Source organism: Streptomyces sp. NPDC097595, from assembly GCF_044761525.1.
GTDB classification, from domain to species: Bacteria; Actinomycetota; Actinomycetes; order Streptomycetales; family Streptomycetaceae; genus Streptomyces; species Streptomyces drozdowiczii_A.
On sequence record NZ_JBIWCN010000010.1, the window covers coordinates 225149 to 239509 of the forward strand.

The 14361-nt window shown below is 71.7% G+C and carries 11 protein-coding genes; 9 read left to right on the forward strand and 2 right to left on the reverse strand.

The window, feature by feature from the left end:
- Positions 1 to 59 precede the first annotated feature (59 nt).
- The 5 genes from ACIQZN_RS18240 (at position 60) to ACIQZN_RS18260 (ending at position 6292) form a co-directional block, all read left to right on the forward strand.
- The gene (locus tag ACIQZN_RS18240; protein ID WP_391268778.1) at positions 60 to 791 is read left to right on the forward strand and encodes a response regulator; all 732 of its coding nucleotides are present in this window, start codon (positions 60 to 62) and stop codon (positions 789 to 791) included.
- Positions 788 to 2182 (forward strand): sensor histidine kinase, encoded by a 1395-nt coding sequence (locus tag ACIQZN_RS18245; protein WP_403994354.1) that lies wholly within the window; start codon positions 788 to 790, stop codon positions 2180 to 2182. Before ACIQZN_RS18240 ends, ACIQZN_RS18245 begins: the two co-directional genes overlap by 4 nt.
- A 182-nt stretch (positions 2183 to 2364) precedes the next feature.
- On the forward strand, positions 2365 to 3318 hold the full coding sequence (locus ACIQZN_RS18250; protein ID WP_403994357.1) for a 5-dehydro-4-deoxyglucarate dehydratase: 954 nt from the start codon (positions 2365 to 2367) through the stop codon (positions 3316 to 3318).
- Positions 3315 to 4583, forward strand: a complete 1269-nt coding sequence (locus ACIQZN_RS18255) for a glucarate dehydratase family protein (RefSeq protein WP_403994360.1) — start codon at positions 3315 to 3317, stop codon at positions 4581 to 4583. The genes ACIQZN_RS18250 and ACIQZN_RS18255 overlap by 4 nt, the downstream gene beginning before the upstream one ends.
- 56 nt (positions 4584 to 4639) lie before the next feature.
- The gene (locus ACIQZN_RS18260) at positions 4640 to 6292 is read left to right on the forward strand and encodes a hypothetical protein (RefSeq protein ID WP_403994363.1); all 1653 of its coding nucleotides are present in this window, start codon (positions 4640 to 4642) and stop codon (positions 6290 to 6292) included.
- A 3-nt stretch (positions 6293 to 6295) separates the two neighbouring features.
- Here the strand turns inward: ACIQZN_RS18260 and ACIQZN_RS18265 are convergent, their stop codons facing one another.
- Positions 6296 to 7108, reverse strand: coding sequence for an IclR family transcriptional regulator (locus tag ACIQZN_RS18265; RefSeq protein ID WP_403994366.1), 813 nt, complete (start codon positions 7106 to 7108; stop codon positions 6296 to 6298).
- A 180-nt stretch (positions 7109 to 7288) separates the two neighbouring features.
- Between ACIQZN_RS18265 and ACIQZN_RS18270 the strand changes: the two genes are divergently transcribed.
- The 3 genes from ACIQZN_RS18270 to ACIQZN_RS18280 all read left to right on the forward strand — a co-directional run bounded on the left by ACIQZN_RS18270 (position 7289) and on the right by ACIQZN_RS18280 (position 11300).
- A complete protein-coding gene (locus ACIQZN_RS18270) occupies positions 7289 to 8842 on the forward strand; it encodes a sodium:solute symporter family protein (RefSeq protein WP_403994369.1) in 1554 nt (517 codons plus the stop codon).
- A gap of 49 nt (positions 8843 to 8891) precedes the next feature.
- Complete coding sequence (locus ACIQZN_RS18275) at positions 8892 to 10571, forward strand: hypothetical protein (RefSeq protein ID WP_403994372.1); 1680 nt, start codon at positions 8892 to 8894, stop codon at positions 10569 to 10571.
- Between the two features lie 72 nt (positions 10572 to 10643).
- Positions 10644 to 11300: a hypothetical protein gene (locus ACIQZN_RS18280; protein WP_403994375.1), complete on the forward strand. Its 657-nt coding sequence runs from the start codon at positions 10644 to 10646 to the stop codon at positions 11298 to 11300.
- Positions 11301 to 11375: 75 nt separating this feature from the next.
- Here the strand turns inward: ACIQZN_RS18280 and ACIQZN_RS18285 are convergent, their stop codons facing one another.
- Positions 11376 to 13253, reverse strand: a complete 1878-nt coding sequence (locus ACIQZN_RS18285) for a bifunctional metallophosphatase/5'-nucleotidase (RefSeq protein WP_403994378.1) — start codon at positions 13251 to 13253, stop codon at positions 11376 to 11378.
- A gap of 131 nt (positions 13254 to 13384) precedes the next feature.
- Between ACIQZN_RS18285 and mshD the strand changes: the two genes are divergently transcribed.
- Positions 13385 to 14323 carry a mycothiol synthase gene (gene mshD, locus ACIQZN_RS18290; RefSeq protein WP_403994381.1) on the forward strand — a complete coding sequence of 313 codons (939 nt, stop codon included), beginning with the start codon at positions 13385 to 13387 and terminating at the stop codon, positions 14321 to 14323.
- Positions 14324 to 14361 lie beyond the last annotated feature (38 nt).

Genomic DNA, 14361 nt, shown 5'->3' on the forward strand with positions numbered 1-14361 from the left:
AGAAACTGGGGCCGCCCGCGCGCTCCGGCCCGTACGACCGAGAAGAGGATTAGACAGCGATGAGCCCCGCCGAAGACGATCCGCAGCGCATCCTGATCGTCGACGACGAGCCCGCCGTGCGCGAGGCCCTGCAACGCAGCCTCGCCTTCGAGGGATACGGCACCGAGGTCGCCGTCGACGGCCTCGACGCCCTCGCCAAGGCGGAGTCGTACGCCCCCGACCTCATCGTCCTGGACATCCAGATGCCCCGCATGGACGGCCTGACCGCAGCCCGCCGCATCCGCGCCACGGGCACCACCACGCCGATCCTGATGCTCACGGCCCGGGACACCGTCGGCGACCGCGTCACCGGACTCGACGCGGGCGCCGACGACTACCTGGTCAAGCCGTTCGAGCTGGACGAGCTTTTCGCCCGCATCCGCGCGCTGCTGCGCCGCAGCTCGTACGCGACGGCCTCGGGCGGTCCGGTCCCCGACGACAACGTGCTCTCCTTCGCCGATCTGCGCATGGACCTCTCGACCCGCGAGGTCATGCGCGGCAACCGGCGCGTGGAGCTGACCCGTACCGAATTCACGCTCCTGGAGATGTTCCTCGCGCACCCGCGCCAGGTGCTGACCCGCGAGCAGATCCTCAAGGCCGTGTGGGGCTTCGACTTCGAGCCGAGCTCCAACTCCCTGGACGTGTACGTGATGTACCTCCGCCGCAAGACGGAGGCCGGCGGCGAACCGCGCCTCGTCCACACCGTGCGCGGTGTGGGGTACGCGCTCCGCTCCGGCGGGGGCGACGGATGACGGGCCCGCTCCGACGCGTCCGCGCGCTGCCGCTCCGCTCCCGGCTGGCCCTGCTGGTCGCGACGGCGGTCGCGGTGGCGGTGGCGGCGGTGGCGGTGGCGTGCTGGTTCGTGACGCGGGAGCAGTTGGAGGACCGGCAGGACGAGGCGTTGCGGGGCACCACGGTCGACGAGCGCTATCTGAATCAGCTGTACGACTACTGCCAGGGCACCGGCCAGATTCAGCCCCGTCCCTACTCCGGCCTCACGGTCCAGCTGGTCGGTCCCCAGGGCACGGTCTGTCTCGCCCCCGATTCATCGAGACTGCCGGTGAGTGTGGACGACCTCGCGGTGGTGAACCGCCAGGAGCCCAGCGCACTGCACACGGTGACCGACGCGGACGGCGTGAAGATGCGCGTCTACACCGCACCCGTGAAGGGGCCCACGGCCCTCGCCGTCTCGATCGCCCGTCCCCTCAGCGAGATCGACGACCCCCTGTCCACCCTCGCCTGGGTCCTCCTCCTCGTCGGCGGCATCGGCGTCATCGGCGCAGGCGCCGCCGGCCTCTGGGTCGCCCGGTCCGGCCTGCGCCCCGTCGACGAGCTCACCGAGGCCGTCGAGCACGTGGCCAGGACCGAGGACCTGACCGTCCGTATCCCCGTCGAGGGCGAGGACGAGATCGCCCGGCTGTCCCGGTCGTTCAACTCGATGACCGCGTCCCTGGCGACCTCCCGCGACCGGCAGGCCCAGCTCATCGCGGACGCGGGCCACGAGCTGCGTACCCCGCTCACCTCGCTGCGAACCAACATCGAGCTGCTGGCCCGCAGCGACGACACCGGGCGGGCGATCCCGCCGGACGACCGCAGGGCCCTGATGTCCTCGGTGAAGGCGCAGATGACGGAGCTGGCCGCGCTCATCGGCGACCTCCAGGAGCTGGCCCGCCCGGACGCCGCCCAGCCGGGCCCGCTCCAGGTGGTGGCCCTGCACGACATCGCCCGGGCCGCCCTCCGCCGGGCCCGGCTGCGCGGTCCGGAGCTGACGATCACGGAGGACCTGGCCCCCTGGTACGTACGCGCCGAACCCGCCGCCCTCGAACGGGCGATCGTCAACGTCCTGGACAACGCGGTGAAGTTCAGCCCGGCGCACGGCACGATCGACGTGGTGCTGCACCGGGGCCGGCTCACGGTCCGGGACCACGGCCCCGGCATCCCCGCCGACGAACTCCCCCACGTCTTCGAACGCTTCTGGCGCTCCCCGTCCGCCCGCCAGCTCCCGGGCTCGGGCCTCGGCCTGTCGATCGTGGCCCGTACGGTCCAGCAGTCGGGCGGCACCATCTCGCTCACCCCGGCCGAGGGCGGCGGCACGGAGGCCGTGATCAACCTTCCGGGGGCCCCGCAGCCGCCGCCGGAGTAGCCACGCACATCCCCCAGGGCGCCTGCCGGTTCGTGACCGCTCACGAACCGGCAGGCGCCTTTCGCTGTCCGCCGCGCTTCCCGTACGAGCCCTGCGCACAGGGTTGACCGCTCCTGGGCGCGCGCCTACAGTCCCGAATGCGATCTACGGATGCGTACATCGTCTACATATGAAGATTGACCATGGAGGGGAGCCCCGAGTTGTCGACGTTCGACGGCGTGCTGTTCTTTCCGGTGACACCGTTCACCTCTTCCGGCGAGGTCGATCCGCAGGCACTCGCGGAACACGTCCGCGCCGGACTCGACGCGGGTCCGGGCGGCGTCTTCGTCGCGTGCGGCACCGGCGAGTTCCACGCCCTGGAACCCGAGGAGTACGCGCAGGTGGTGCGTACCGCCGTCGAGACCGTCGACGGCCGGGTGCCGGTCTACGCGGGGACCGGCGGGGCCCTCCCGCTGGCCCGGCGGTTCGCCAGGGCCGCGAAGGAGGCCGGCGCGGACGGGCTGCTGCTGCTTCCGCCGTACCTGGTCCAGGGGCCGCCCGCCGGGCTCGTCGCGTACACCAGGGCGGTCGCGGAGGAGACGGACCTGCCGCTGATCGTCTACAACCGTGGAACCGCCCGCTTCGACACCGCGTCCGCCGTCGAAGTGGCGCTGCTGCCCCAGGTGGTGGGCTTCAAGGACGGCCACGGCGATCTGGAGCAGCTCGCCCGCAGCGTCGTCGCGGTCCGCTCGGCCCTGCGGGACGAGGGCGGAACGAAGCCCTTCCAGTTCTTCAACGGCATGCCGACCGCCGAGGCCACCGTGCCCGTGTACCGGGGCATCGGCGTCGAGCTGTACTCCTCCGCGGTGTTCTGCTTCGCCCCGGAGATCTCCCTCGCGTACTACCGGGCCGTGACCAAGGGCGACGACGCGCTGGTCGAGCGGTTCCAGACGGTGTTCTTCCACCCGCTGATCGCGCTGCGCGACCGGGTCCCCGGCTATGCCGTCTCCCTCGTCAAGGCGGCCGTGCGACAGCGCGGGCTCGACGTCGGCGGGGTCAGGCCGCCGCTCACCGACCCGGCCCCCGAGCACCTGGAGGAGCTGCGGCGCATCACCGAGGCCGGGCTCGCGCTGTGCGCGGAGGTGGCCGCCCGATGAGCGACCGCGTCCTCATCACCTCGGTGACCGTGACCCCGGTCGCCTTCCACGACCAGGCGCTGCTCAACGCCGTGGGCGTGCACGAGCCGTACGCGCTGCGCGCCGTCATCGAGATCGCCACCGACCAGGGCATCTCCGGGCTCGGCGAGACATACGCGGACGAGGGGCACCTGCGGCGCCTCGCCGCCGCCGCTCAGGCGGTGACCGGCATGGACGTGTACGCGCTCCACGCGATGCACGCCGAGGTGGCCCGGGTGCTCGGCGGCGACACCGGCAGCGACGGCCACGGGCTGACCGGCATGATCACCACCAGCTCCACGGTGGACCGGGTGTTCTCGCCCCTGGAGGTCGCCTGCCTGGACATCCAGGGCAAGGCCGCCGGGCGCCCGGTCTCCGACCTGCTCGGGGGCGCGGTGCGCGACTCCGTACCGTTCAGCGCCTACCTGTTCTACAAGTGGGACGGGCACCCCGGCGCGGCGCCGGACGATTACCCCGAGGCCCTCGACAGCTCCGGGATCGTCGCCCAGGCGCAGCGCATGGTCGGCGAGTACGGCTTCTCGGCCATCAAGCTCAAGGGCGGGGTGCTGCCCCCCGGGCAGGAGGTCGAGTCGGTCCTCGCCCTGCGCGAGGCGTTCCCGGACACCCCGCTCCGGCTCGACCCCAACGCCGCGTGGACCGTGGACACATCGATCGAGGTCGCGCGCCGGCTCGACGGCGTACTGGAGTATCTGGAGGACCCCACGCCCGGGCTCGACGGGATGGCCCGTGTCGCCCGCGAGGCGAGCATGCCCCTCGCGACGAACATGTGCGTCGTCGCCTTCGACGAGCTCGCCCCTTCGGTCGCCCGGGACTCGGTCCAGGTCGTGCTCTCCGACCATCACTACTGGGGCGGGCTGCACCGCTCGAAGCTCCTGTCGGGCATCTGCGACACCTTCGGCATGGGGCTTTCCATGCACTCCAACTCCCACCTGGGCATCAGCCTCGCCGCGATGACCCACCTGGCCGCCGCCACCCCGAACCTCACGTACGCCTGCGACACGCACTGGCCCTGGAAGTCCGAGGAGGTCGTGCAGGACGGGGCGCTCTCGTTCGCCGACGGCGCGGTGCGGGTGCCGACGGGCCCGGGGCTGGGCGTCGAACTGGACCGGGACGCGCTCGCCCGGCTGCACGAGCAGTACCTGCGGTGCGGTCTGCGCAACCGGGACGACACCGGCTACATGCGGCGCGTCGACCCGGACTACCGGGCCGTGTCGCCCCGCTGGTAGACGCACTCCTCACCTCGTCACCGCCATCGATGAGAACGCCGAAGGAGATTTCCACGATGAATGACCGGAACGCGCGCGGCACCACCGGGCGCAGGCTCACCAGGACCGCGCTGGCCGCCGTCCTGGTGGCGGGCGCGGGCCTGCCCGCCGGGCACGCCTTCGCCCAGGACGGCGGGAGCGCTCCCGCCACCACCCCCTTCGCCCTGAACGCCACGGCGCACGGCCCGGGCGCCGGGGCCAGGCTCACCGGCGACCACCAGGGCTTCTCCGTGGAGTCCGCGGACTTCGCCCACGGCTACCTGACGAAGGAGCGGATGGCGGACCGGCTGCGGACCCTGGGCGACGACGGGGTGATCCGGCTGGGCGGCTACTCGATGGACCTGGTGTGGCCGGCGTTCGGCAAGTGGAGCGGATCGGCGGCGCCGAAGGAGGCGATCGGTGGCACGGTCGACCAGTCGGACCTGGACGCGCTCAAGAAGCTGGTGCGCGCCTCCGGCTGGAAGGTCACGCTGGGCGTCCCGCTGAAGGCGGTCATCGACCAGTCCCTGCTCAAGGACCCGTCGAAGGACCCGGCCCCGCAGGTCACCCTCGACCAGGTCGTCGCCGAGGTGAAGGCGGCGCACGAGACGCTCGGGGACGACCTGCTGTCCGTGGAGATCGGCAACGAGTTCGACAACGTCACCACCATGACCGGCGGCGACATGTGGGAGACGGTCAAGCGGTACGAGGCGGCCATCCACACCGCCCTGCCGCACGCGGGCATCAAGGTGCTGGGCCCGTCGGCCAACACGGCGGCGACCAACACGAGGCTGGACGAGTTCACCGCGGCCGCGGCGGCGGACACCACCGTGAAACCGGAGAAGATCCTCTCCGAGCTCTCCTCCCACCTGTATCCGGGAAGCCACTGCGGCTCGTCGAGCATGCCGCTCGCGCAGGTGCTCGCCCCGGAGACGTACACGAAGACGCAGGCCAAGCTGGACGGCATCAAGGCGATCGGGGCCCGGTTCGGCGACCGGATACCGATGACGCTCAACGAGTCCAACAGCGCCTCGTGCAGCGGGCAGCCGGGGGTCAGCAACGCGTACGCGACCGCGCTGTGGTCGCTCGACTACCTGATGCAGACCGCCCGGAGCGGTGTCAACCGGGTCGAGTTCCACACCAACACCGGCGGGATCTGCGGGGACTTCAAGCCGCGTGACTCGGCCGACTACCCGATCTCGTACCGCTATTACGGGGCGTTCTGCGCGAAGGACCAGGCGGAGTTGGACGCCGGCGGGCTCTCCGCGAACCCGCTGTACTACGGCCTGTGGGCGTTCCGCCAGGTGCCGGAGGGCAGGTTCGTGGACCTCGGACTCACCGACGCGGACCTGGGCGGGCTGCGGGCGTACGGCGTCCAGGGGCGTGACGGGAAGCTCACGCTGGTCCTGATCAACGTCCAGGACCCGGCGGCGGCCGGCAGTACCGCGGACGAGGTCACGGTCGCCCTCCCGTCCTCGTACCGCACGGGCCGCGCGACGACGCTGCGCACCTCCGCGCCGGACGGGCTCGCCTCGGTGGACGCCTCCGCCGTGCGCCTCGGGGACCGTACGGTCTCGCCGGCCGGCAAGCCCTCCGGGCACCTTCGGACGGCCTCCGTGGAGGTCGGCCACCGGAGCACCACGGTCGAGGTGGCGCCGGGCACGGCCCGGATCGTGACGCTCTCGCGGTAGCCGCTAGCGGATTCCCTGCCGCCGCAGCACCCGGGCCAGCTCCTCCGCATGCCGCAGGACGGTCTCGCCGACCCGGGCCAGCTCCTCATCGGTCGCCCGCGCCACCGGGATCGAGCAGCTGATGGCGTCGGTGGCGGGGATCCGGTACGGGACGGAGGCCGCGACACAGCACAGGCCCGGGGTGTTCTGCTCGCGCTCGACGGACCACCCGCGCTCCCGGGCCTCCTCCAGCTCGGCCAGCAGTTCGGCCCGCCCGGTCACGGTGTTCTCGGTCAGCGGGTCCTGCTCGACGTCCGCCATCAGTGCCTCGACCTCGGGGCCGGTCAGCTCGGCGAGCAGGGCCTTGCCCAGCGCCGTCGCGTGGGCCGGGAGCTGGCGCCCCACCCGGGAGGTGAGCCGGTGCGAGTCGGTGGCCTCCCGGCTGGCCAGGTAGATGACGTGCGGGAGGTCGAGCCGGGCGTAGTGGGTCGTGTAGCCCACCTCCTCGCGCACCCGCTCGATCTGACGGATCGCCGGCGGCAGCGCCGGGTCCCGGTCCAGATAGGCGGTGCCGCACAGCAGGGCGCGCGGTCCGATGCCGAAGGACAGATCGCCCTCGGGGCTCTCCACCCACTTCAGGGCGCTGAGGGTGCGGAGCAGGGCGTACAGGCTGGAGCGGGGGTATCCCGTGGCCTCCTGCAACTGCCCCAGGCTGAGCCGGCCGGGCGAGGCCGCCAGCGCTTCCATGATCAGGACCGCGCGCTCGGCCGACTTGACCAGGCCGCGTCCGGACTCGTCGGTCTCGCTCGCGGACGGGGTGGCCTTTTGTCCAACCAATGAAAACCCTCCCAAGTCATTGACCGCCATCATACGGCGGGCTAGCCTCCCGCCTGATCAAAGTCCACGAATGAAATCACTGTCTACATATGCAGACATGAGTTTCGGCGAACAATCCCTCTCTTCCGCTCACCGCCCACCGCCGGCCGGCACGAGCCGATCGGGCAACTAGGAGTTCACATGGCTGCGTTGGACTGGGTCGCACTCGGCGGCTATTTCGTCGTGATGCTGCTGATCGGCTTGTGGTCGCACAAGCGCATCAGCAACGTCAGCGACTACTTCACCGGCGGAGGCCGGATGCCCTGGTGGCTCTCCGGCATCTCGCACCACATGTCCGGGTACAGCGCCGCCGTGTTCGTCGCCTACGCCGCGGTGGCCTACAGCTACGGCATCACCGTCTACGTCTGGGCGTTCATCCCGCTGGCGGTGGGCACCGGCCTCGGCGCCGTCGTCTTCGCCCCCCGCTGGAACCGGCTCCGCAAGCGGTACGGGGTCGCCTCACCCCTGGAGTACCTCGCCACCCGGTACAACGTCCCCACCCAGCAGGCCCTCGCCTGGAGCGGCACCCTGCTCAAGGTCTTCGACGTGGCGGCCAAGTGGGCCTCGGTGGCGATCCTGCTCAATGTGTTCACCGGCATGAACATGAACACCGGCATCGTGCTGACCGGCGTCGTCACCCTGCTGTACTGCACCGTGGGCGGCCTCTGGGCCGACGCCCTCACCGACTTCGGGCAGTTCATCATCCAGGGCATCGCCGCCATCGCCATGGTCGTGGTCGTCCTCGGCAAGCTGGGCGGGATCTCCGGCCTGGGGACGCTCTGGGACGACCTCCCCGCGCACCACACCGAGCCGCTGGTCGGCCCGTACACCGCGACCTTCCTCACCGCCTACATCATCATCAAGATCTTCGAGTACAACGGCGGCATGTGGAACCTGGCCCAGCGCTACATGGCCACCGAGAACGCCAGGGACGCCCGCCGCTCCGCCGGCCTCTCCGCGGTGCTCTACCTGATCTGGCCGGCCTTCCTGCTCTTCCCGTCCGTCGCCGCGCCCGTCCTGCTCCCGCACGTCGCGGACCCCCAGCAGGTCTACGCGCTCATGAGCGAGAAGTTCCTGCCGGCGGGACTGGTCGGGCTCACGCTCGCCGGGATGTTCTCGCACACCATGGCCATGGCCTCCTCGGACGCCAACGCGATCTCCGCGGTCGTGACCCGCGACATGATGCCCGCCCTCTCCCGCAGGGCGCGCGGGATGAGCGAGCGGTCCGCGCTGCTGGCCGCCCGGATCGTCACGGTCGCCTTCATCACGCTCAGCATGCTCGTGGCCATCGAGGCCGACCACTTCGGCGGTGTGCTCGGCATCATCGTGGCCCTCGTCGCGGCGGTCATGGGACCGATCTCCATCCCGCTGCTGCTCGGACTGCTCACCCCCTTCCGGAAGTTCGGACCCCGCGCCGCGCTGATCTCCTGGGCCGGCGGGCTCATCGGGTACTGGATCGTCAAGTACGGCATCGACAGCACCGACCAGACCACGGTCGTCCTCACCCCCCTGGTCACCTCGCTGGTCCTCTTCCTCGCCATCGGCCTCCTCAGCCCCGAGCCCAATCCGGAGGCCGACGCGCTCGTCGAGGCGGTGTCCACCGACGGCGACGACGACAGCGGCACCGGGGCTCTGCTCGGGGCCGTCCCGGCGCCCGCGTCGGAGCCGCAGCCCGCGGCCCGGGCCGAGGACTGAGGCTCCCGGCCGGCCGCACCCCACTCCCCCGTACGAGAGAGGCAGGGCCATGACGCATCCCCCCGCTCCACCGCGCGACGGCAACCACCGCGCCCGTCACCGGGTCCGTGCCGCCGCCTGCGCCCTGGCCCTCGCCGCGGTCGCGCTGGGCACGGGCCCGGGGGTCGGGCACGCCGGTACGCCGCCCGCCTCCGCACCGGCCGTCCCGGGCGCCCGGAACGGCCGTGTGCCCGGCCACTACGTCGGGCTCAGCATCGAGTGGTCCCTGATCGAGCGGTACATGGGGGAGAAGAGCCGCCCGGCGTTCGTCGCGCTGCTGCGCAACCTCGGCACCGGCATCCTGCGCATCGGCGGCTCCTCCCAGGACATCACGCCATTCGACGCCACCGCGCCGAACACCGACCGGGTGATCACACCGGAGGACCTGCGCGACATCCGCGACACCCTGGAAGCCGCCGACGCCGGCCGCCCGCACGGCTCCCGGCCCGCCTGGGGCGTCGTCCTCGGCACGGCCATGGCACCGCCCGGCGAGACGCGGCCCTTCGTGAGCCCGGACCACACCCGCGCGTTCCTCAATCAAGGTGTCGCGCCGGTGTTCGCGGGGAAGGCCGCCCGGTTCGTCGCCGGCATCGAGCTCGGCAACGAGCCCGACCTCTCGTACGGCTCGCACCTCGACCGCTACCTCGCGGACCTCACCACCTACACCGACCCCTCCGTCACCGGCCGCTTCCCGCTCGTCGCGCCGAACACCAGCGAGGACATCCTCCCGTGGACGGACGTCGCCCAGCAGACCGTACCCACCCGGTACTTCTGGAACTGGCCGCAGATCCTGGACACCACGGCGGACCGGGCCAAGGACAACGCCGGCCCGTTCGGCGCGTGGGCGAGCGACCACTTCTATCCGCTGGCCCGCACCTGTGTGAACAAGCCCTACCGCTGCCCGAGCGCGGACGCCCTGCTCTCCGACACCCACATGGACTCCCTGGACCACCAGGTCTACGTACACGCCCGCGAGGCAACGGCACACGGGCTCGGCTACCGGCTGGAGGAGACGAACACCGCGGCGAACCGGGGCGCCGACGGCGTCAGCAACACCGCCGCCGCTGCCGCCTACGCCCTGGACCTGATGTTCCACACGGCCTGCCCGCAACCGCCGGACGCACCGGGGGCCAACACCGGCTGTGCCGCAGGTACGGGCGCCACGGGCGTCAACTTCCACAATGCCGAGGTACGCGCCTTCTACGCCCCCGAGGAGGGCAACGCGTACTACAACGCCGTGAACTACGACCCCACCCCGGCCGCCGGCTCCCCCACGGCGGCGCCCCTCTACTACGCCATGCTGCTGTTCGGCCGCTTCGCCCAGGGCGGCCGCGACCTGCACCCCGTACAGCCGGTCGTTCAGGGCGCCGAGCCCTCACGGCTCAAGGCGTGGCAGCTGACCGGCCGCGACGGTGAGCGCCGGATCTTCCTGATCAACAAGAGCGCCCATCCCGCCACGGCCACGCTCGACGCGTCCACGCCCCGGGCCCGGATCGACCGGATGACCCCGTACGACCCGACCGGCGCCGGACGCGGCCTCGACGCGCCGGAGGTGCGCATCGACGGACGGGCGGTGTCGGCCGACGGTTCATGGGCAGGATTCCGCCCGTCATACGCGAAGGCCGTCGGGCACCACCTCACCACCACCCTGCGCCCGGGCGAGGCGGCGGTGATCACACTGCGGCGATGAGACCGCGATCCCGGCCGAGGAACAGCGCGCCCCCCCACACACGCTCCCCCCACCACCAGCAGGAGGACATCCATGGTGCGACGCACCCACGCACTGCTGCTCGGCCTCGCCACCGCCGCCGCGGTCGCCGTGGTCCCCGGCACCGCCGTACAGCAGACGACGGCCCAGGCGGCCGTACGCAAGCAGATCGACACCGACTACACCCTGCTGCGCCGCAGCCCCGCCTCGTACGTCATCGGCACCGCCTACCGGGGCTGGACCGTCGACGTGCACGGCGAGGCGGACGGCGGCTACCGGTGGGGGCGGGTCTTCGGGACCATCAACACCTGTCTGTGGACGTACGCCGGTGCCGTCTCGGGCGACGGCGCGACCACCGACAGCTGCGGCGCCGCCACCACCCTGCCGACCTCGGCGTTCACCAACGGCCAGATCGGCGGCGGCACGTCGGACGGCGCCTCGGTGGCCACCGTGGCGGGCGCCGGCTGCGCGACATGGGACGGCACGCACATCACCGCGTACGGCAACGTCAGCCCCTGGGACGTGCCGGCGAAGCCGAGCACAGCGGTCAACAGCCAGGTGGCGATGGGCCAGACGGTGCTGTGGCGCTATGTGTCGCGGGACGGCAACTACGTCATGGTCCGCGATCCGCGCGGCGGCTCCACGGACGGGGTCGGACTGCAGAGCTGGTTCTTCGTCCCGCGCGGCTGCCTGCCGACCACGCTTCCCTGACGGTCCCCGTACGAAACGACGGAGGCGCGGTTCCGGGCTGCTGCCCGGGACCGCGCCTCCGTCGTCACAGGGCGCCTACTGCACGACCGTGATCCGGTCCGTCGCCGGCGGGGCCAGCGGGGAGGAGGACGTGGAGTGCGCGGCCAGGTAGGCGTTGAACAGGTCCAGGTCGGAGGCGCCGACCAGCTTGTTGGTGCCCTCGCCGAGCGCCGCGAAGCCGTCGCCGCCGCCCGCCAGGAACTCGTTCATCGCGACGCGGTACGTCTTGCCCGGGTCGATCGCCTCACCATTCAGCTTGATCGTGTCCGTGACGACGCGGTCCGCGCCCGACTTGGTCATGTCCAGCGTGTAGGTGAGGCCCTTGGAGACCTGGAGGATCTTCGGGCTGGCCTCGTTGGAGCCGCTGACCTGCTGCTGGAGCGCGGAGACGAGCTGCGCGCCGGTCAGGTCCACGACGTTCATCATGTTGGTGAACGGCTGCACGGTGAACGCCTCGCCGTACGTGACGACGCCGTCGCCCTCGCTGCCGGACGCCTTGTACACCAGGTCCGCGCGGATGCCGCCCGGGTTCATGAAGGCGACGACCGCCCCGCCCTTGTCCGCCGGGGCCAGGCCCTCCAGCTGCGCGTCGGCGATCAGATTGCCGAGCGGCTTCTCCGGGGCGGTGGAGCCGCGCCCGTTGATGTCGGCGGAGATGTAGCCCTGCGGCCGGTTCGAGATCGGGGCCGCGAGCGTGTTCCAGCGGGCGATCAGGTCCGTCATGTCCTTGGCGGGCTTCTGGTCGCGGCTGACGAGGTGGTTCGCGGAGACCGGGTTCGACGGCGTGGAACCGTGGTGCTTCGAGCCGTGCTTGCCGCTGCCCTTCACCGCCGTGCGCACGATGTCGCCGGTGCGGCGGTCGTACGTCAGCGTCGTGTCCGTGTACAGCCGGCCGAAGGAGGCCGCCGACGTGACCAGGCGCGGGTTGCCCGCGGGGTCCGGGATGGTGCAGACGTACGCCTGGTGGGTGTGGCCCGTGACCAGGGCGTCCACCTTCGGCGTGATGCCCTTGGCGATGTCCGTGATCGGCCCGGAGATGCCGTCACCGGCGCCCGGGCTGTCGCAGTCGTAGTTGTACGAGGCGGAGGCGGGCAGGCCGCCCTCGTGGATGAGCGCGACGATCGACTTCACGCCCTGGCGGTCCAGCTCCTTGGCGTACTTGTTGATCGTCTCGACCTCGTCGTGGAACTTGAGCCCCTTGACGCCGTTGGCCGTCACGATGTTCGGCGTGCCCTCCAGGGTCACCCCGATGAACCCGATCTTGACGCCGTTCTTTTTCCATACGGTGTACGGCTTGAGGATGGGCTTCCCGGTCTTCTCACTCGTCACATTGGCCGCGAGGTACGGGAAGTCGGCGCCCGGGAACTTCTTGCCCTTCTCGTAGCACCCCTCGACCGGGTGGCAGCCGCCGTTCTGAAGGCGCGCCAGCTCGGTCGCGCCCTCGTCGAACTCGTGGTTGCCGACGCTCGTCACATCGAGGTCGATCTTGTTCAGCGCCTCGATGGTCGGCTCGTCGTGGAAGAGCCCCGACAGCAGCGGGCTCGCGCCGACCATGTCGCCGCCGGCCGCGGTGATCGAGTACGGGTGGCCCTTGCGGGCGGTACGCAGCGAGGAGGCGAGGTACTCCACGCCGCCGGCCGGAATCGCCTTCGTCGTACCGTCGGCCTGCGTCTCGGTGACCGTGCCGGCCGAACCGGCCGGCGGCTCCAGGTTGCCGTGCAGGTCGTTGAAGGACAGCAGCTGTACGTCGACGGTCCGGGCCGGAGTGTGGTGCCCGTGGCCGTGGTCGCCGCCGTGGCCGCGCCCGTGCGCGTCGGCCGGCATGGCCGCGACGAGCGCGCCCACGGTGGCGAGACCGGCCGCGGCGGCGAGCACCCGCCGTGACGCCCGGTTCTTCTGCGGTGTCGCTGACATCGGTCCCCTTGTGAGTTCAGCGGGTGAAGTACGAGCCGCAGCCTAGAGTCAACGCGCGTAGCGCGACAGGTGTACGGGGTTACGAAGTGGTTGCCAACCGGTGCGCGCCCGCGGCGCTTACGCTCGTACGCATGACGACTGACGCACCCCTCCCCGCCCCCGGACGCGAGATCCAGACGCTCGACACCCTCTCCCCCGACCAGGCCGCGGCCGTGCTCGACCTGCTCGCCGAGGCCGCGCGGGCCGACGGCCGGCAGGCCGTGTCGGAGCAGGGCCGTCTGCAGCTGCGGGGCGGACAGCGGGCAGGCGTACGGCACTTCCTGCTGTCCGCCGGAGGGGTGCTCGCCGGATACGCCCAACTGGAGGACACCGACCCCGTGGAGGCACCGGCCGCCGAGCTGGTCGTGCACCCCGCGCAGCGGGGCCACGGTCACGGCCGCGCGCTCGGGGCCGCCCTGCTCGCCGCCACCGGGAAGCGGCTGCGGGTCTGGGCGCACGGCGGGAAGGCGGCGGCGCGCCATCTCGCCCAGGTCCTCGGCCTCTCCCTGTTCCGGGAACTGCGCCAGCTGCGCCGCCCGTTGAACCCGCTCAACCTCGCCGAGCCGGTCCTCCCGCCGGGCGTCACCGTGCGCACCTTCGTCCCGGGCGAGGACGACGCCGCCTGGCTCGCGGTGAACAGCGCGGCCTTCGCCCACCACCCGGAGCAGGGCTCCCTGACCCAGCGCGACCTGGACGACCGCAAGGCCGAGCCCTGGTTCGACCCGAAGGGCTTCTTCCTGGCCGAGCGCGAGGACGGCGCGGGCGCCACGGAGCTGATCGGCTTCCACTGGACGAAGGTGCACGCCGAGGAGCAGCTCGGCGAGGTGTACGTGGTCGGCATCCGGCCCGACGCGCAGGGCGGCGGCCTCGGCAAGGCGCTCACCGCGATCGGGCTGCGCCACCTGGCGGCGGAGGGCCTGCCGACCGCGATGCTCTACGTCGACGCGGACAACCCGGCGGCGCTCGCCGTGTACGAGCGGATGGGCTTCACGACGCACGAGGTGGACCTGATGTACCGCACGGAGTCCTGACTGCCCCTCAACTCGCCCGGGGGCGGCGCCGCTTGACG